This window comes from Rhizobium sp. Pop5, from assembly GCF_024721175.1.
Taxonomy (GTDB): Bacteria; Pseudomonadota; Alphaproteobacteria; order Rhizobiales; family Rhizobiaceae; genus Rhizobium.
Genome location: NZ_CP099399.1, coordinates 1,655,917 through 1,671,928, shown reverse-complemented (window position 1 = coordinate 1,671,928; position 16,012 = coordinate 1,655,917). Strand labels below are relative to the sequence as shown.

General features: G+C 59.9%; 20 protein-coding genes. 10 read left to right on the top strand and 10 right to left on the bottom strand.

Annotated elements, in window-relative coordinates; all coding sequences use genetic code 11:
• Positions 1-96: 96 nt before the first annotated feature.
• Positions 97-492, bottom strand: a complete 396-nt coding sequence (locus NE852_RS10465) for a hypothetical protein (protein ID WP_008526452.1) — start codon at positions 490-492, stop codon at positions 97-99.
• Positions 493-691: 199 nt separating this feature from the next.
• Between NE852_RS10465 and NE852_RS10460 the strand changes: the two genes are divergently transcribed.
• A complete protein-coding gene (locus NE852_RS10460) occupies positions 692-880 on the top strand; it encodes a hypothetical protein (RefSeq protein ID WP_008526454.1) in 189 nt (62 codons plus the stop codon).
• A 30-nt stretch (positions 881-910) separates the two neighbouring features.
• Here the strand turns inward: NE852_RS10460 and NE852_RS10455 are convergent, their stop codons facing one another.
• Entirely contained in the window at positions 911-3,283 is a 2,373-nt protein-coding gene (locus tag NE852_RS10455) for an alpha-amylase family glycosyl hydrolase (protein WP_258156492.1), read from the bottom strand.
• Between the two features lie 261 nt (positions 3,284-3,544).
• Between NE852_RS10455 and NE852_RS10450 the strand changes: the two genes are divergently transcribed.
• The 6 genes from NE852_RS10450 to NE852_RS10425 all read left to right on the top strand — a co-directional run bounded on the left by NE852_RS10450 (position 3,545) and on the right by NE852_RS10425 (position 9,354).
• Positions 3,545-5,407 (top strand): calcium-binding protein, encoded by a 1,863-nt coding sequence (locus tag NE852_RS10450; RefSeq protein ID WP_008526461.1) that lies wholly within the window; start codon positions 3,545-3,547, stop codon positions 5,405-5,407.
• A 151-nt stretch (positions 5,408-5,558) separates the two neighbouring features.
• Positions 5,559-5,855 (top strand): hypothetical protein, encoded by a 297-nt coding sequence (locus NE852_RS10445; protein WP_008526462.1) that lies wholly within the window; start codon positions 5,559-5,561, stop codon positions 5,853-5,855.
• 38 nt (positions 5,856-5,893) lie between these two features.
• Positions 5,894-6,400, top strand: a complete 507-nt coding sequence (locus NE852_RS10440) for a helix-turn-helix domain-containing protein (RefSeq protein ID WP_008526463.1) — start codon at positions 5,894-5,896, stop codon at positions 6,398-6,400.
• Positions 6,401-6,413: 13 nt separating this feature from the next.
• On the top strand, positions 6,414-7,679 hold the full coding sequence (gene fabF, locus NE852_RS10435; protein WP_258156491.1) for a beta-ketoacyl-ACP synthase II: 1,266 nt from the start codon (positions 6,414-6,416) through the stop codon (positions 7,677-7,679).
• 81 nt (positions 7,680-7,760) lie between these two features.
• Complete coding sequence (locus NE852_RS10430) at positions 7,761-8,189, top strand: DUF4864 domain-containing protein (RefSeq protein WP_008526471.1); 429 nt, start codon at positions 7,761-7,763, stop codon at positions 8,187-8,189.
• A 79-nt stretch (positions 8,190-8,268) separates the two neighbouring features.
• Entirely contained in the window at positions 8,269-9,354 is a 1,086-nt protein-coding gene (locus tag NE852_RS10425; RefSeq protein WP_008526473.1) for an acyltransferase, read from the top strand.
• On the opposite strand, the gene tgt is transcribed toward NE852_RS10425, so the two are convergent.
• The 5 genes from tgt to coaD form a co-directional block, all read right to left on the bottom strand.
• Positions 9,351-10,481 (bottom strand): tRNA guanosine(34) transglycosylase Tgt, encoded by a 1,131-nt coding sequence (gene tgt / locus NE852_RS10420; protein WP_258156490.1) that lies wholly within the window; start codon positions 10,479-10,481, stop codon positions 9,351-9,353. The genes NE852_RS10425 and tgt overlap by 4 nt on opposite strands.
• Complete coding sequence (gene queA / locus NE852_RS10415) at positions 10,478-11,563, bottom strand: tRNA preQ1(34) S-adenosylmethionine ribosyltransferase-isomerase QueA (protein WP_258156489.1); 1,086 nt, start codon at positions 11,561-11,563, stop codon at positions 10,478-10,480. The genes tgt and queA overlap by 4 nt, the downstream gene beginning before the upstream one ends.
• Positions 11,564-11,635: 72 nt before the next feature.
• A complete protein-coding gene (locus tag NE852_RS10410) occupies positions 11,636-12,145 on the bottom strand; it encodes a peptidylprolyl isomerase (protein WP_008526486.1) in 510 nt (169 codons plus the stop codon).
• Positions 12,146-12,173: 28 nt separating this feature from the next.
• Complete coding sequence (locus NE852_RS10405; protein WP_008526488.1) at positions 12,174-12,746, bottom strand: peptidylprolyl isomerase; 573 nt, start codon at positions 12,744-12,746, stop codon at positions 12,174-12,176.
• 36 nt (positions 12,747-12,782) lie between these two features.
• Positions 12,783-13,277, bottom strand: coding sequence for a pantetheine-phosphate adenylyltransferase (gene coaD / locus NE852_RS10400; RefSeq protein WP_008526490.1), 495 nt, complete (start codon positions 13,275-13,277; stop codon positions 12,783-12,785).
• Between the two features lie 92 nt (positions 13,278-13,369).
• Between coaD and NE852_RS10395 the strand changes: the two genes are divergently transcribed.
• The 3 genes from NE852_RS10395 to NE852_RS10385 all read left to right on the top strand — a co-directional run bounded on the left by NE852_RS10395 (position 13,370) and on the right by NE852_RS10385 (position 14,119).
• On the top strand, positions 13,370-13,699 hold the full coding sequence (locus NE852_RS10395; protein ID WP_008526492.1) for a hypothetical protein: 330 nt from the start codon (positions 13,370-13,372) through the stop codon (positions 13,697-13,699).
• Between the two features lie 93 nt (positions 13,700-13,792).
• A complete protein-coding gene (locus NE852_RS10390; RefSeq protein ID WP_258156487.1) occupies positions 13,793-13,948 on the top strand; it encodes a hypothetical protein in 156 nt (51 codons plus the stop codon).
• A 36-nt stretch (positions 13,949-13,984) separates the two neighbouring features.
• Entirely contained in the window at positions 13,985-14,119 is a 135-nt protein-coding gene (locus NE852_RS10385) for a hypothetical protein (protein WP_258156729.1), read from the top strand.
• A gap of 85 nt (positions 14,120-14,204) precedes the next feature.
• Here the strand turns inward: NE852_RS10385 and NE852_RS10380 are convergent, their stop codons facing one another.
• From NE852_RS10380 to NE852_RS10370, 3 genes are read right to left on the bottom strand one after another with little or no spacing between them, the layout of a single operon-like run.
• Complete coding sequence (locus NE852_RS10380; protein WP_008526504.1) at positions 14,205-14,507, bottom strand: hypothetical protein; 303 nt, start codon at positions 14,505-14,507, stop codon at positions 14,205-14,207.
• 20 nt (positions 14,508-14,527) lie between these two features.
• Positions 14,528-15,601, bottom strand: a complete 1,074-nt coding sequence (locus tag NE852_RS10375; protein ID WP_008526506.1) for a hypothetical protein — start codon at positions 15,599-15,601, stop codon at positions 14,528-14,530.
• Positions 15,601-16,008 (bottom strand): hypothetical protein, encoded by a 408-nt coding sequence (locus NE852_RS10370; protein ID WP_008526508.1) that lies wholly within the window; start codon positions 16,006-16,008, stop codon positions 15,601-15,603. Before NE852_RS10370 ends, NE852_RS10375 begins: the two co-directional genes overlap by 1 nt.
• Positions 16,009-16,012 lie beyond the last annotated feature (4 nt).

Genomic DNA, 16,012 nt, shown 5'->3' with positions numbered 1-16,012 from the left:
CTAGGAGGCTCCCATGTCAAACAGACACCTGATGTTTTCAGCTGTTTCTCAGTTTCGACATCAATCTGTCATGCGGGCGGACATGCCGTCCACGGATTAGCGGCGCGGCGCGTTGGCCGGGATGGATGAAACCGTTGCCGAGACGGGGTCGCTTGCTGGAAAGGTATCCTCAAGTCCCTCCTCGAGTTCGTCTTCCAGCGTGTCCCGATCCTTGCTTGAGCGCGCGCTGGCCTGGCCGATCAGACCCTGACTGCCTTCATCGAAGTTGCCGTTGCTCAGGGCATCATAACGGTTGACGCTGCCGTCCGTGCCCGGTCCGGTAAAGGCCGTCAGCTGCACCATCATGACCTTGGCATGATCCACCGCCGCTTTCTCATCGAGTACGCCATCGGAGTTGTCGATCCTGACGGAAATCGATTCCCCTCCCTCACCCAGGAATTCGACGGTAAGGAAGCCGCCGGCCTGTGTCACACGAGTTTCGATCAATTGCATGGAAACCTCCTCTGCTCACCGAGATGAACGGCGAGCAAGGTTGCGAGTTCCATCGAGACGCCTTTGGACGCCGCCGGAGGCATCCAGCCGAAATGCGCCCTTCGCCGGCGCTTATGGTTAATTTATTAATAATTCAGGATTTATAAATGGAACCAAGCGGTCTGTCCGAATGTTGATGGTGCGCCGTGGAGGAACCCCGATGATCCTGAAAATCCTTGCCCCGAAGATCGACGCAGATTGCCATGACACCGGCACCTATGCCGATGGGATCTTTGCCGAAAACCGCATTGATCTTTCCACCCGCCGCGACGGCCGTCGCCGCTCTCCGCATGAACGCGACTACGGCGCCGACAGAAAGCCGGAAAACCTGCCGCTCGGCTTCGCGTGACGTTTTGGCCGCATCATTGCGCGGCGCGTGTTACAGCCTGCGGAAGACCAATACACCTGCTGCAGGCAGTACTGCATTGAGCGCTCCTGCCGTGGCCCTGATCTTTCCACCGCCATTGCCGACGTTCCAGCCGCCATATCCTTCAGCATCGGAATTGAAGACTTCCTCCCAGAGGGCATCTCCCAGTCGTTCGCTATGCAGCCAGTAGCCGTCTTCGAAGGGAGCATCGTTCAGCGATCCCACAACGAGGAAATCCTCGCCGTCATTCCATCGATGAAACGCGATCACTCGGTTTTCGTCGTGAACCACGGGGATGGCGATGTTGCGTGAGCGAATGGCGTCCTGATGGACGCTGAGTGCGATCAGGTCGCGATAACAGCTGAGCATGGCCGCCCCGCCATTCGTGGCCTCATCCAGAATATTCTCACGGTGCTGAAGGAAATCATTGTAGCGATAAGGCTTCTGAGCACCGATTTCCTCGCCCATGAAAAACATCGGCGTTCCGGCCGACAGCAGCGTCATCGCCGCAGCGAACCTCGACCGTGCCTCGGCCCACTTGCGGGTTTCGCCGACGATCGGCGCGAAGTTAACAGCGATGACGGCGGTTCGCGCCGATCCCTCGCGATTTCCGCAATCATCGTGCGACTGGTTGTACACCACCTTGGAGCGCGCGCTCGTTCGCAATGCGCCGGCGAATGAGGACATGGTCAGCGCCCGCTCGTCGCCGAAACCGGCATTTTTCAACAGCTGCGCCTGCGCGCCGCCATGATATTCGACGAGATTGTGGTGAAAGTCGCCGTACCAGGTCGCATCGAAGCCGAGCCCGTCGCCAGTCAGGCTCGGCTGCGTCATCGCCGGCCAGTCGGAATAATCCTCGGCCGTCAGGAAGAGCTGCGGCTTGATCAGCCGCATCGTACGGGTCCACTGCTTCAAGAATTTAGCGCCGAAGGCTGCGGCTCGATCGGCGCGCCGGCCGTCGGCATGCAAGACCGGGTATTGATGAATCGAACTCGTCTGATCCAACCGAAAGCCGTCGATATGGCAGACGGAAACGAGAAAGGCGGCGCTCGAGATGAAAAGCTGCCGTACGGCTTCCTCATCGAAGGCAGGCGCCCATCCCGTGGATATGTTGTCGATATATCCGCCTGTAGGATCGGCATAATCCTCGGGATGTCCCTCGTACCAATAATAGATATTGCGCGTGTGGTCGTTGGAATCATAGGCCCATTGCGCGCGCTCGCCATCGGGATCGAAGTGGTTGTAACAAACATCGAGGATGACGGCGATGCCGTGCTGGTGGCAGGTCTTGACAAATAGCTTCAGCCGGTCGGTGCCGCCTGCGCCCTGATCGGCGGCAAAGAAATGCGACGTGCCGTAACCCCAGTTGGCTCGTGTCTCGAATTCCGCGATCGGCAACAGCTCCACGGCATTGACACCCAGCGTGGCGAGATGATCGACGAAGGCAATGGCGTCATCGAGCGTACCGGGCGCAGGCTTGCCGAAACCGAGAGCGCCGACATGCAGCTCGTAGATCACCAGATCCTCAAGCCGATCGGGAAGCTTTCGACCGCCGGCGAATTCGTCGGCCCAGAAAGCCTCGGCGGCCACCTCTTGTCCCGACGGCAGCACCACCCGTTTGGGATCGCAGACGACCGAGCAGCTTTGCGGCCCGTCCAATCCCGCCGGCGACCCGCGATAGACTGCACCATCCGGATCGAAATCTCCCGCACCGATCTGCATGAGCGACCACATATCGGTCCGATAGGCGAGCGATCCGTCGTCCTTCCTGACGCGGTACATATAGGGCGCGCCGACCATGCTATCGAAATCGGCCAAGCGGTCGTCGTCGCCGGTTCCAGCGACCCAGAACCCATCCGTGGCCATTCGCATGGCGATGGTTGCAACCGTGCCGGTGCCATCATCGGCGACATAGCCAATGGCGGGATCGGCAAGCACGAGCGAAAGCTCTTTCGCGTTCGGCGCCCAGACCGAGAAGCGGATGCCATCGGCGGCGCCGGGCCTTTGAAACCGGTTCGCTCCCAGACGGCCGATCCATGTCAGATAATAAGCCTGCGGAGGCATGTCCCGCTCAAGGTCGAAGGAGCGCTCGCGACACGAGGATGTCTCGTCGTCCACTTCGGCTGCAATCGCCCAGAGGTTTTGGGCGCCTGGCCGGTCCAGCTCGATCCCCCAGCGAAAATTCGTGCCGATCGCGGCATCGGGAAAGGAAACATCGGCGATGAATACTTCCTGTCCGTCTTCGTCCTGGGCCGGCCGCATCGGAACGGAGGTCCAATCGGTCGAAGGCCGGCGTTCATCATCCCAACTGCCACGAAGGCGGACGTTGTCGAACGCAACTGATGGCAGGCCGCTGCGAAACCGGAATTGAACATTGACGGTCATCGGATCCTCCAAACCTGCATCGGACTAGGTCATGCAATGGGATATGCGGCCGTCTCATACGGCATGATCAGCAGGCTGAATGTGAAAAGGCAAGCGGCAATTCCGCGGCAACCGTGAAGCGAAGCAGGTCACATTCAGAACAATCTATCATGATTAACGGGCAATGTTGCACGGCCCTCCCCGTGTATTAAATCGAGTCGGCACCAGCAAGTGGGGATATATTCCCATCGTCGATTCCTTCTTAAACTGGGAGAAAATCTTATGGCTCAAGCCGTTAGAATAAACGATATTATTCGCTCCTTCGGCATCGATACGCATATCGACTACACCGACGGAAAATATTCCAATGTCGGGGAAGTTGTTAAGGCTCTCGACTATCTCGGCCTCGAAACGGTCCGCGATCATGCCCCCAACGCCGCGTCCGATCCCAACGGTCAAACGCATCTCGGCGATGCGGCCGCAGCCGGCGTGCAATTCGTCTTCAGCGCTCAGCGCGAAGTGGGCCCCGCGACCGTCGCCCAGCGGCTGCATGCCTTCGTGCAGGCCCATCCGGGTTCGGTCGTCGGCATCGAAGGTCCGAACGAAGTCAACAACTGGCCGGTCAGCTATCACGGCCTCAGCGGCCAAGCAGCCGCGCTCGCCTATCAGAAAGACCTGTTTGACGCCGTCAATGCCGACCCCCTGCTGAAGAACATACCGGTTCTCGGCTTTACCGGATATACGGTCGCTTCCGCCTCCGATTACACGACGATCCACACCTATGCGAAGGATGGAGACCAGCCATATTCCTGGCTTTCCCGCGAATCCGGCGTGCAGCGCAATGCCGATCCCGGCAAGCCGCTTGCGATCACAGAAACCGGTTATCACACTTCGCTGACCGCCGACAGCAATGGCGGCTGGGAAGGCGTCAGCGAAGCAACGCAGGCAAAGCTCGTACTCAATACGCTGATGGACGGCGCGGCGCTCGGCTCGAAAAACACGTTCATCTACGAGTTGCTGGACGCCTATTCCGATCCAGGGGGCGCCAACCAGGAAAAGCATTTCGGTCTTTTCCACCTCGACTATTCAGCCAAGCCGGCTGCGACGGCGATCCACAATCTGACCACGATCCTTGGCGACGATGGCGCTGCAAAGGCGAGCTTTGATGCGGGAACCCTCAATTATTCGATCGATGGCCTGCGGTCGTCGGCCCGCAGCCTGCTGACGGAGAAATCGGACGGCAGCTACCAGATCATCATCTGGAACGAACCCGATATCTGGAACCAGTCGTCCGACACCGCCATTCAGGCGGCGGCGACAAGCGTCAAGGTCAATCTCGGAGCATCGTTCGGGTCCGTTCAGGTCTTCGATCCCCTGAGCGGGACGACCGCCGTCAAAAGCCTCAGCAACGTCTCGTCGCTAACACTCGATATCGTCGATCATCCCGTTATCATCGACATCGAACGCGGCAGCACCAGCACGCCGCCGGCCACCGACCATCTCTACGGCGGCCCCGGCAACGACACATTTACCGTGACCAGTCCGACACAAATCGTCGACGAAAGCCGGGGCGGCGGAACGGATACCGTCGTGTCTTCGATCAGTTTCAGCCTCGCGGACACGGCGCATGTGATCGGAAACGTAGAGAACCTCAAGCTCACCGGCACGTCCGATCTGAATGGTACGGGCAACAACGCGGCCAACGTTCTCACAGGTAATGACGGCAATAACTCCCTCACCGGCGGGAAAGGGGCTGACCGGTTGATCGGCGGCCTCGGAGACGACAAGCTGGTCGGGAAGACAGAAGCGGACACCCTCACCGGTGGAGGCGGAGCCGACTCCTTTGTCTTCAATACCAAACCCAGCAATACCAGCGTCGACAAGATTGTGGATTTCTCTTCCTCAGCGGGCGACAAGCTGTTGTTCGACCACACGATTTTCCCAGAACTCAGCCTATCCAAATTTTCGGATGAGAATTTCGTTCTGGGAACGAAAGCGCTCGAGGCCGATGATAAATTGATCTACGATCAGACCAGCGGCACTTTATCCTTTGACGCGGATGGAAGTGCAGCGGGCAGTGCAGTCCAAGTCGCCCATCTCGACAAGTCTCCCGCACTTCACTTCAGCGATTTCCAGCTTCTCTGATCGGGATAGCGGTCCGGCCGCTTCCACCACCATCGAATAAAACGAATTTCCGCGGCGTCATGGGCAGCCGGCTTTCCCGCGCCCCTCTTGCCGCCACGGATATCCGCCACATTCTTCCGTTGATGCCACTCGTGCAGCAGCGGAGAAGCCTTTGCCCTGGATCGCTTATATCGCCCACTTCATTGCCGCAGCCTTTCTGACCAACGGCGTCCCGCATTTCGTCAACGGCGTCAGCGGCCGCCGCTTCCGAATCCCTTTGGCGCGGCAACCCGGCTCGCCGGTGGTGAACGTCGTCTGGGGCTGGGCGAACTTCCTGATTGCCTTCCTGCTCTTTGCCAATATCGGGCCGCTCTATATCGGCACGCCGGGCGATACGATCTTCGCCGCAGCCGGCATGCTCGTCACCGGGGTTCTGCTTGCCCGGATTTTCGAAAGTGATCGGCAGTAACTTGCATGATGATAGTTACTGCTATAGTGACTATCATCATGCAACGGACAAGCTTCAGCCATTTCAAATGCCCCGCGGCGCGCGCGCTCGACAGCGTCGGCGACTGGTGGAGCATCATGATCCTGCGCGACGCCTTCCAAGGGCTTTCGCGTTTCGACGAATTCCAGAAGAGCCTTGGTATCGCGCCGAACATCCTGACGCGGCGGCTGAAGCATCTGATCGATGAAGGCCTGTTCGAGCGGCGCCTCTACCAACAGCGCCCTGCCCGCTACGAGTATCTGCTGACCGAAAAAGGCCGCGACTTCTTTCCCGTCCTGATGACGCTGTTTTCCTGGGGAAGCCGGCATATTCCGGAAGAGGATCTCGCCTTTCTGCTGGGGGATGCCGCCTCTGGCAAAGAGCGCCAGACGAAGCTGGTCGATGCGCGCACCGGCGAACAAGTGACTCCCGAAAATACGAGCCTGCTTGCAGGTCCCGCCGCCGACGACGAGGTGCGTGAGCGGGTCGCCCGCATGCGCACCTGGTATCTCGGCATCGACGCATAGAGAGGAAAATGAAATGGATCGCATCGTTGTCACCGGCATGGGACTTGTCTCGCCACTCGGCACCGGCGTCGAGTCCGCCTGGAAGCGCCTTCTCGACGGCCGGTCGGGCCTGAGGGTGCTGGCGGAAGATATCGTCGGCGAGCTTTCGGCCAAGGTCGGCGGTGTCGTTCCTGATATCACCGAGGATGCGCAAGCGGGTTTCGATCCCGACCGGTACGTGCCGCCGAAGGACCAGAAGAAGATGGACCGCTTCATCCAGTTCGCCATGGCGGCGACGGAGGAAGCGGTAAAGCAGGCCGGCTGTATGCCGAGCGACGAAGACGAACGCGAGCGCACGGCGACGATCATCGCCTCCGGTGTCGGCGGCTTTCCTGCTATCGCGGAAGCAGTGCGGATCGGCGAGACCCGTGGCGTCCGGCGGCTGTCGCCCTTCACCGTGCCTTCTTTCCTCGTCAACCTCGCCGCTGGGCAAGTCAGCATCCGCTACGGCTTCAAGGGGCCGCTCGGCGCTCCTGTGACCGCCTGCGCGGCAAGCGTTCAGGCAATCGGCGATGCGGCGCGGCTGATCCGCTCCGGCGAAGCGGATGTGGCAATCTGCGGCGGCGCAGAGGCCTGCATTGACAAGGTGAGCCTTGGCGGCTTTGCCGCTGCGCGCGCCCTTTCCACCGGCTTCAACGAGAGGCCGGAACTTGCGTCCCGGCCCTTCGACACCGCGCGCGACGGTTTCGTCATGGGCGAAGGCGCTGGCATCCTGGTCATCGAAACGCTGGAGCACGCGCTTGCCCGTGGCGCCACACCGCTCGCAGAACTCGTTGGCTACGGCACGGCGGCGGACGCCTATCACATGACGTCGGGGCCCGAAGACGGCGATGGCGCGCGCCGGGCGATGGAAGCCGCACTCCGGCAGGCAAAGATCCCCGTGTCGGAGGTCAAGCATCTGAACGCGCACGCGACCTCGACGCCAGTCGGCGACAGGGGCGAGATCGCGGCGATCGGCACCGTCTTCGGCCGCAACGGCGGCATTGCCGTCAGCGCGACGAAATCGGCGACCGGTCATCTGCTCGGCGCAGCCGGCGGGCTGGAAGCAATCTTCACCATCCTGGCGCTGCGCGACCAGATCGCGCCGCCGACCCGTAATCTGGATGAGGCCGATCCCGCCGCCGACGGCATCGATATCGTCGGCAAGACGGCTCGACCGCTCACGATGGATTATGCCATCACCAACGGCTTCGGCTTCGGTGGCGTCAACGCCAGCGCCCTCTTCCGGCGCTGGTCGTAAAGTCCGCTTTTCTTGCGCGGAAATTGGCCTACACTTCTGCTCCGCCAGGGATCATTCCCTGGCGGAGCCGGAGACCAATCCATGCGCGCCTTTTTCGCAGTTTTCATTCTGTGTGCCGCGTCCATCCTCTCCTCCGTATCGGCGCACGCCGAAGATCCGATCGACACGACGCGGACGATGATCGAGGAGCAGATCAAGGCCTTCCTCAAGGACGATGCCGAGACCGCCTACTCCTTTGCCGCCCCCGGCATCAAGGCGATGTATCCCGACAAGAACCTGTTCTTCGCCATGGTCAAGAAGAGCTACGAGCCGGTCTATCATCCCGGCAACTACGCCTTCGGACGCAGCCGCTCGATCGACAATGGCGCGCTGATCTATCATGAGGTGCTGATCTCAGGCCGCGACGGCAAGGACTGGACGGCGATCTATCAGCTCACGCGCCAACCGGACGGCAGCTACAGGATCAACGGCGTACAGATCATGCCTGATGCGGACAGCAAGGGGATCTGACGCGCAGACCACACGGAACAGTTGCTAATGATTTCGAAATCCTCCTCAAGTAAGAAAGTGGCAGCGGAGGATTGTTAGGTTGAATTCTGGCAAGCAATTTTTCACGGCTCTTGAGGCGCTGCGCGGAGTTGCAGCTATCATGGTCATCTTCCGGCACACGGAAGGCGCACTTGGTCCGATAAGTCCAAATATCAGTTACCTTGCTGTCGACCTCTTCTTTCTTTTGAGCGGCGTTGTTCTTGCCAACTCCTATGAGAGGCGACTGATAACAGGGGAGATTTCGCCTGCCGGATTTCTGCTGCAGCGTATCATTCGGCTCTATCCTCTTTATCTTCTTTCGCTTCCGATTGGCCTTGTCAGCTATGCAATTCAGATTGGCTTGGACTACTCCGCCCTGGCGGGCCTTGTGCTGAAGGGGATACTCTTCATTCCAAGCACGAGCCTCGGAAGTCTCTTCCCATTCAACGCACCTAGCTGGTCGCTCTTCTTCGAGCTTTGGGCCGGGGTACTGTTCTCCATACTCCTGATACGACTGTCACTCAGAAGCTTGCTCGCCATCGCGCTAGCGGCTGCCGGCATGGCTCTGTACGGAGCATTGTTAGAAGGAAACCTCGATATCGGTTTCCAGCCGAGCTATTTCATCTTTGGCTTTTCAAGAGTGCTGTTCTCGTTCTTGCTCGGGATCTGCCTTTACAGGTTGTACGAGGTCCGAAAACCAAACACTGTCAATAATGGCAACATTATCGGCCTTCTTCTCTGCGGTTGTCTGATCCTGATTGTAAACATACCAGCCGCCACATTCTTCGGCTTCCCCTATTTCGATCTCTTCATATGCCTTGTGGTTTTCCCGGCCATTGTCTGGATTGCCATGCGCACGACGCAGACCGGCTTTGTCGAGCTGATGTTCCGGTCGTTGGGGAGGCTTTCCTATCCGATTTATATCTTGCACGGGCCGATCTTCAGCCTGCTGCAGACATTGCGGCAAAAGGGCTACGACCTTCCTGCCTCTCCGGCAGCCGGTATGGTTGTCGTTATAGCGATTTTCATTGTGGCGGGCATTGCCGCCGTTCGCTTCGACGAGCCGGTGCGCAAAAAGCTCAAAATGATGCTTTCGTCGAATCCGACGTCTACAGCCCCCGCAACCGGCAGCGCAGGCAGCGCTTAGACCGGCTCGAGATCACCCCTCGCCCATTCCTCCATCGTCTCCGCCATGAAATCGGCGAAGCGGCCTTCGGCGATCGCCTTGCGGATGCCCTGCATCAGTTCCTGGTAATAGGCGAGGTTGTGCCAGGAGAGCAGCATGCCGCCGAGCGCCTCGTTGGAGCGGACGAGATGGTGCAGATAGGCGCGCGAATAATCGCGCGAGGCCGGGCAGTTCGACTGTTCGTCGAGCGGGCGCATATCCTCGGCATGGCGGGCATTGCGGATATTGACCTTGCCGCGGCGGGTGAAGGCCAGGCCATGGCGACCGGAACGGGTCGGCATGACGCAGTCGAACATATCGATGCCGCAGGCGACCGATTTCAGGATATCGTCTGGCGTGCCGACGCCCATGAGGTAACGCGGCTTTTCCAGCGGCAGGACGGGAAGCGTCTCTTTCAGCATGCGCAGCATCACTTCCTGCGGCTCGCCAACCGCAAGACCGCCGACGGCATAACCCTTGAGATCGAGCTTGGTGAGTTCCTCAGCCGACCGGATGCGCAGCGCCGGGATATCGCCGCCCTGGACGATGCCGAACATCGCCTTGCCGGGCTGTTCGCCGAAGGCGACCCGGCAGCGCTCGGCCCAGCGCAGCGACATTTCCATGGCGCGCTCGATCTCCTTCGGCTCGGCCGGCAGCGCCACGCATTCGTCGAGCTGCATCTGGATATCGGAGCCGAGCAGCCCCTGGATTTCTATAGAGCGCTCCGGCGACATGTGGTGCAGACTGCCGTCGACATGCGACTTGAAGGTGACGCCCTGCTCGTCGAGCTTACGCAGGCCGGACAATGACATGACCTGGAAGCCGCCCGAATCCGTCAGGATGGGATGCTCCCAGCGGATCAGCTTGTGCAGGCCGCCGAGACGAGCGACGCGCTCGGCTGTCGGGCGCAGCATCAGATGATAGGTGTTGCCGAGGATGATGTCGGCGCCGGTCTCGCGCACCTGGTCGAGATACATGGCCTTGACGGTGCCAACGGTGCCGACAGGCATGAAGGCCGGCGTGCGGATCGTACCGCGCGGCATGGAAACCTCACCGAGGCGTGCGCCGGCATCGGTCTTCGTTAGGGTGAACTGGAAGTTCTCGGTCATTGATCTTTCCGGAAAAGAAGGCTGGCATCGCCGTAGGAATAGAAGCGGTAGCCTGTCGAAATTGCGTGTTTGTAGGCCGCCTGCATGGTTTCGAAACCGGCAAATGCCGAGACCAGCATAAACAGCGTCGAGCGCGGAAGGTGGAAGTTGGTCATCAGGATATCGACCGCCTTGAAGCGATAACCTGGTGTGATGAAGATGCCGGTGGCGCCCGCCCAGGGCTTGATCTCTCCGTTTTCCCCGGCCGCACTCTCGATCAACCGCAGCGAGGTCGTACCGACACAGACGATTCGCCCGCCGCTTTGCTTCACCCTGTTCAGCCGCGCGGCAGTCTCGGCGCTGACATAGCCGCTTTCGAGATGCATCTTGTGGTCGTCGGTATCATCGGCCTTGACTGGCAGGAAGGTGCCGGCGCCGACATGCAGCGTCACGAAATGGCGTTCGATACCGGCCTTGTCGAGCGCCTCGAATAGATCAGGTGTGAAGTGCAGGCCGGCGGTAGGCGCTGCGACGGCGCCTTCCTCGCGGGCATAGATGGTTTGATAGTCGGCGCGGTCGCGCTCATCCTCCGGCCGCTTGGCGGCAATATAGGGCGGCAGCGGAATGTGACCGACTGCGGCGATCGCTTCATCAAGCACAGGGCCGGAGAGGTCAAAGGCAAGCGTCACTTCCCCTGCCTCGCCCTTCTCTTCCACGGTCGCATCAAGCGAGCCGATCATGCAGCTTTCGCCGCTATGACCGAAGGCGATGCGATCACCCTCCTTGATGCGCTTTCCGGGTTTGGCGAAAGCCTTCCATTTGTTGGCGCCGATACGCATATGCAGCGTCGCCGACACCTGCTGGCCGCCCGCACCCTCGCGATGGCGAATGCCTTCGAGCTGGGCCGGAATGACCTTGGTGTCGTTGAATACAAGTGCGTCGCCTGCCCGCAGGAAGGACGGCAGGTCGGAGACACGATGGTCGGAAAGCATTGTCTGCCCATTCGGATCGACGACGAGCAGGCGTGCGCTGTCGCGCGGCTCGGCGGGCCGCAGCGCAATGCGTTCATCCGGCAGGTCGAAATCGAAAAGGTCTACGCGCATAAGGGCACTTTCAGGCAAAGCGAAACCCGCCCCGCGCTTTCGCGCAAGGGCGGGTTCCAGCAGAAATCACAATCAGACGTCGGCGGCAACCCGCATGGAGACGATCGAATCCGGATCGGAGACGGGTTCGCCCTTCTTGATCTTGTCGACGTTGTCCATGCCTTCGATGACCTGGCCCCAGACCGAATACTGCTTGTTCAGCCACGGAGCGTCGGTGAAGCAGATGAAGAATTGGGAGTTGGCCGAATTCGGGTTCTGCGAACGGGCCATCGAGCAGGTACCGCGGACATGCGGCGTCGCGGAGAATTCGGCCTTCAGATCATCCTTGGAGGAGCCGCCCATGCCAGCGCGGCTCGGATTGAAGTTCTCGCCGCCCTTCTTGCCGAACTCCACGTCGCCCGTCTGCGCCATGAAATCGGCGATGACGCGGTGGAAAACGACGCCGTCATAGGCGTTTTCGCGGGCGAGTTCCTTGATGCGCTTGACATGCTCGGGTGCCACCTGCGGCAGAAGCTGGATGACAACCTTACCCTTGGTGGTTTCCAGAATGATGGTGTTTTCGGGATCCTTGATCTCGGCCATTGTCTTTTCCTCTGTTTCTTCTCGTCGGTTACTTCTTGCCCAGCGTGACCTTGATCATGCGGTCGGGATTGCTGACTTCGCCGTTCTGGCCTTCGCCCTTCTTGATCTTGTCGACGTTTTCCATGCCGGAAACAACCTTGCCGACGACCGTGTACTGGCCGTTGAGGAAGGAACCGTCGGCGAACATGATGAAGAACTGCGAATTGGCAGAATTCGGATCCTGAGCGCGTGCCATGCCAACCGTGCCCCGAACAAACGGGGTCTTGGAGAATTCGGCTGGAAGGTCAGGCAGGTCGGAGCCGCCAGTGCCGGCCAGGCTGGCGTCGAAATTCTTTTCCATGTTGCCGTATTTCACATCGCCGGTCTGGGCCATGAAGCCGGGGATGACGCGATGGAAGGCAACATTGTCATATTCGCCCTTCTTGGCCAGCGCCTCGATCTGGGCGACATGTTTCGGCGCCACCTCAGGCATCAGCTGGATGACGACGGGACCGTTCTTCAGCTGGATGGTGAGATAATGATCGGCCGACTGGGCGAAGGCATCGCCGGCAAAAGAGGCGAGATAAAGCACGCCGGCAAATGCGAGATAAAAGAGTTTCATGTGAGCTCCATTGGGCGTTATCCGCCTAGTCTTTGGCTAATTTGGGCGCTTGGAAGTGAGGGCTTGCAAGACGGCGGCCGGCACGAAAGCGCTGACGTCGCCGCCCATGGCGGCGATCTGGCGAACCAATGTGGCGGTAATGGGCCGCGAAGCCGTCCCCGCCGGCAAAAAGATGGTCTGGATATCGGGCGCCATTGTCCTGTTCATGCCAGCCATCTGCATCTCGTAGTCGAGATCGGTGCCGTCGCGAAGGCCGCGGATCAGGAGCGTCGCGCCATGGGTGCGGGCGGCATCGACGACCAGATTGTCGAAGGCGACGACTGAGATGTCGCCGGTCTTGCCGGGCAGGACTTCACCAAGCGAACGGCGGATCAGCTCCGCGCGTTCCTCGAAGGAGAAGAGCGGTGCCTTGCCGGGATGAATGCCGATCGCGACGATGACCTTCTCGGCGACATTCAGCGCCTGAACCAAAACATCCACATGTCCATTGGTGATCGGGTCGAAGGACCCCGGATAAAAAGCTGTCGTCATCTGACCCGGCCGTTGGTTTGACGCCTTTTGTCATGGATGCCGCCTTCTCGCAAGTGATTTGGGCTGGACGGCCCCGGGCGACTGAACGGTGGATGAATAGACCATTCAAGGCCGTTTCAGATGCGATCTGCTTAACTCGGATCGTCAAGTCGGCCGTTGCCATCCCGGCATCCGGCGCTCTCCGAAAGACCAAGTCCATGCTGATCGTGCTCGTTGCACTTGCCGTTGTTTTCTCCTTCGCCGCCGAGATGGCCTATGGCTATTTCGCCGATCGCTACGAGGTGAATTGGGTCCGACCGGAGCTTGCCGAGCATGCGGCGATCGTGCGCGCCGCGCAGGGCCGGTTGCCCTCCAAAACGCGCTTCGAATCTGAACGCCAGATGAACGAGACATTCAAAGTCGCTTCAGATCTGGCTTGGTAAACACCCGCTCAACATCCGGCGGAACCAATTTCACACGGATGCGTTCATTCAACCGAGACATAGATGCGACAAGCGCGCCAGGAAGGACCGAAGATGCCCGGCAAGATTACGATGATTAACGTGCTCTGGATGGCAATGGTCACCGGCATGCTCACCGCAACCGTCGCGCTCTATGATCAGAAGGTCGATACGTCCAAGGTTTATGGCCCCTATGCTTCGGCCCGCACGGCCGTGGTGGGCCAGTACTGAGGGGCGAGAACGCAACTCCCCAGGAAAGGAATGCCTATGTTCACGATCTTGACAGTGCTCACAGCCCTCATCAGCGTCATGTTCATAGTGTCCGTGGCCTCGACGATTTCAGCGCTCAGACGTGAGACCGAGGAAGTCAAGGCGCTGAACGAAAAACATAGCGCATTCTGATATCACTCTCTTCCCCACCTCAGGCGACACCCTTCCGTCGCCGAGGCCATTCAAAGCCGGATGCACCCAGCCTCCGGCTTTTTTCTCAGCTCGATGCCGGGCGAAACGCCAGGCAGCCGCCCTTTCGCACCGGCAGAACGAGAAATGCGCCGTTGACATAAAGCGCCCTGATATAATCGGCCCGCTCGCCCGTCACCACGGCAAAACCTCTATCCCATCGAAGAATGGCGACTCCGTCCGGCAAGGCGGCAGGGTCCATGCCGCGCACGGTAAAGACCATGGCGGCCGGCGCCTCGCCCGTTGCCGCAAAGACGACCGCAAACAGCATGAAGACCGCGGCAACGACCGCAATCGCAATGCTCGTCCCGCGTGCCAGTCGCCTCATCATGGCGTCACCCATCCGATAGGTCAGAAATCGAATATATGCTCGAGGCCGGGATCGGCAATCTGCCGGTCCCGCAGCAAAAGCGAGAGATCCGCCATGTCGACTGACAGAAGCAGGCGGTCGCTAGCGAAGCCGGCCCGCGCGAGGCGTGTAATCACCTCGCCGGGCAGATCGTTCTGCACAGAGCCGGAAGGTACGATTAACGACACCATGATCTCGTCATTGCCAGCAATCTCGCGGATTGTGCCGCCGGCTCTGGTGATTTCGGCGAGGATATGGGTGAAGCGATCGTATCGCGGCGTCTCGATCAGCACGCCGTCAGCTCCGTCTGATATGACAGACACATCGGGTATTACAGAAAGCGTATTGGCCGGCAGGCCTGAGATAACCGATCGGATCGTCAGCTTCGCCTCGCCGGTTGCGGCCACGGCACCGGCAATCATGCCGGCATAGGCGATCTTGGTGCGCCATTCACCACCGAGCGCCAGCCGCCGCTCCCAGCCGCGCATCGCCTCCTCCATCGAAGCGGCCCAAAGCCTGTCGATCCAGGGCTGGAAGGGATATTTGTACCATGGGGTCTGACGCAGGAAGGCCGCGTAATCGATCGCCATCTCGCGGGCAACGATGTCCTGCGGCGTCTTCTCGCTGCCGCGCCAAAGCGCCAACGCCCGCCCCACGGTTTCCTCATAGGCAGCTTTCAGGCCCATTTCGAGCGTGAAGCTGACGCCGATGGTGGCGATCATCATCCGAGTCTGACTATCGGCGCCGCCGTGACGATCGGCGATCCGGGTCAGCGCGCAATCAGCGGCCCAGAAATCCCGAACGCTGGAGATATAGTCGAAGCCATATTCATCTCCGGTCTTCAGGGTCTCGGCGAGGCCGTCATAGGCATAGACGATATGCCATTCCGGATAGGTGAGATAGGTATTGGCCTCCGGCCGGCGGAATTCCGGCTCCGATATCAGCGGCTTGTAGCTATCGGGCTCCGGATCGGCATGGCAGGCGGTCTCGACGTAGGCGACCGGGCTGAGCAGCAACAGGATGACAACGACTGGGAAGGCCAGAAGCCAGCCGATGATTTTCAGCAGGCGCCGCATCAAGGCGCCTCGCGACGGAAGATGTAGCTGGAAGCGATCGCGGCACCGCCGAGAAAGAGATGCGGCAGGTTTGCCAGGATCTTGAAGGTGAAGGGAATATCCTGGATGCCGTAATTGACGATGCCGAGGTCGAGGTAGCCCGATCCAGTGATCAGCCCGAGCAGGCCGTCGCTGAAATAGAGCAAGCCGAAATAGAAGAGGAAATTTCTCGAGGCCCGGGCTGATATAAATGCCGCGATGCCGGCCCAGGCGGCCGAGGCAAGGTGCAGACTGTCATCATAGATATCGAGGGCGAAGATGCCGAAAGACCGCCCCTCGGCATCCGTTAGTCCTGGAATATAATTCAACGCCGCCGCAAAAAGCAGGGCTACGGTATAAAGCACAGCGATCAGCCGAAGCCTGGACATATGA

What these genes read in the sequence shown, in the direction of transcription:
- NE852_RS10450 (WP_008526461.1), top strand. Translation starts at nt 3,545, where the DNA reads ATGGCTCAAGCCGTTAGAATAAACGATATTATTCGCTCCTTCGGCATC.
- NE852_RS10370 (WP_008526508.1), bottom strand. Translation starts at nt 16,008, where the DNA reads ATGTCCAGGCTTCGGCTGATCGCTGTGCTTTATACCGTAGCCCTGCTT.
- NE852_RS10380 (WP_008526504.1), bottom strand. Translation starts at nt 14,507, where the DNA reads ATGATGAGGCGACTGGCACGCGGGACGAGCATTGCGATTGCGGTCGTT.
- NE852_RS10385 (WP_258156729.1), top strand. Translation starts at nt 13,985, where the DNA reads ATGTTCACGATCTTGACAGTGCTCACAGCCCTCATCAGCGTCATGTTC.
- queA (WP_258156489.1), bottom strand. Translation starts at nt 11,563, where the DNA reads ATGCGCGTAGACCTTTTCGATTTCGACCTGCCGGATGAACGCATTGCG.
- fabF (WP_258156491.1), top strand. Translation starts at nt 6,414, where the DNA reads ATGGATCGCATCGTTGTCACCGGCATGGGACTTGTCTCGCCACTCGGC.
- NE852_RS10375 (WP_008526506.1), bottom strand. Translation starts at nt 15,601, where the DNA reads ATGCGGCGCCTGCTGAAAATCATCGGCTGGCTTCTGGCCTTCCCAGTC.
- NE852_RS10455 (WP_258156492.1), bottom strand. Translation starts at nt 3,283, where the DNA reads ATGACCGTCAATGTTCAATTCCGGTTTCGCAGCGGCCTGCCATCAGTT.
- NE852_RS10460 (WP_008526454.1), top strand. Translation starts at nt 692, where the DNA reads ATGATCCTGAAAATCCTTGCCCCGAAGATCGACGCAGATTGCCATGAC.
- coaD (WP_008526490.1), bottom strand. Translation starts at nt 13,277, where the DNA reads ATGACGACAGCTTTTTATCCGGGGTCCTTCGACCCGATCACCAATGGA.
- NE852_RS10430 (WP_008526471.1), top strand. Translation starts at nt 7,761, where the DNA reads ATGCGCGCCTTTTTCGCAGTTTTCATTCTGTGTGCCGCGTCCATCCTC.
- NE852_RS10465 (WP_008526452.1), bottom strand. Translation starts at nt 492, where the DNA reads ATGCAATTGATCGAAACTCGTGTGACACAGGCCGGCGGCTTCCTTACC.
- NE852_RS10410 (WP_008526486.1), bottom strand. Translation starts at nt 12,145, where the DNA reads ATGGCCGAGATCAAGGATCCCGAAAACACCATCATTCTGGAAACCACC.
- tgt (WP_258156490.1), bottom strand. Translation starts at nt 10,481, where the DNA reads ATGACCGAGAACTTCCAGTTCACCCTAACGAAGACCGATGCCGGCGCA.
- NE852_RS10395 (WP_008526492.1), top strand. Translation starts at nt 13,370, where the DNA reads ATGAATAGACCATTCAAGGCCGTTTCAGATGCGATCTGCTTAACTCGG.
- NE852_RS10440 (WP_008526463.1), top strand. Translation starts at nt 5,894, where the DNA reads ATGCAACGGACAAGCTTCAGCCATTTCAAATGCCCCGCGGCGCGCGCG.
- NE852_RS10405 (WP_008526488.1), bottom strand. Translation starts at nt 12,746, where the DNA reads ATGAAACTCTTTTATCTCGCATTTGCCGGCGTGCTTTATCTCGCCTCT.
- NE852_RS10390 (WP_258156487.1), top strand. Translation starts at nt 13,793, where the DNA reads ATGCCCGGCAAGATTACGATGATTAACGTGCTCTGGATGGCAATGGTC.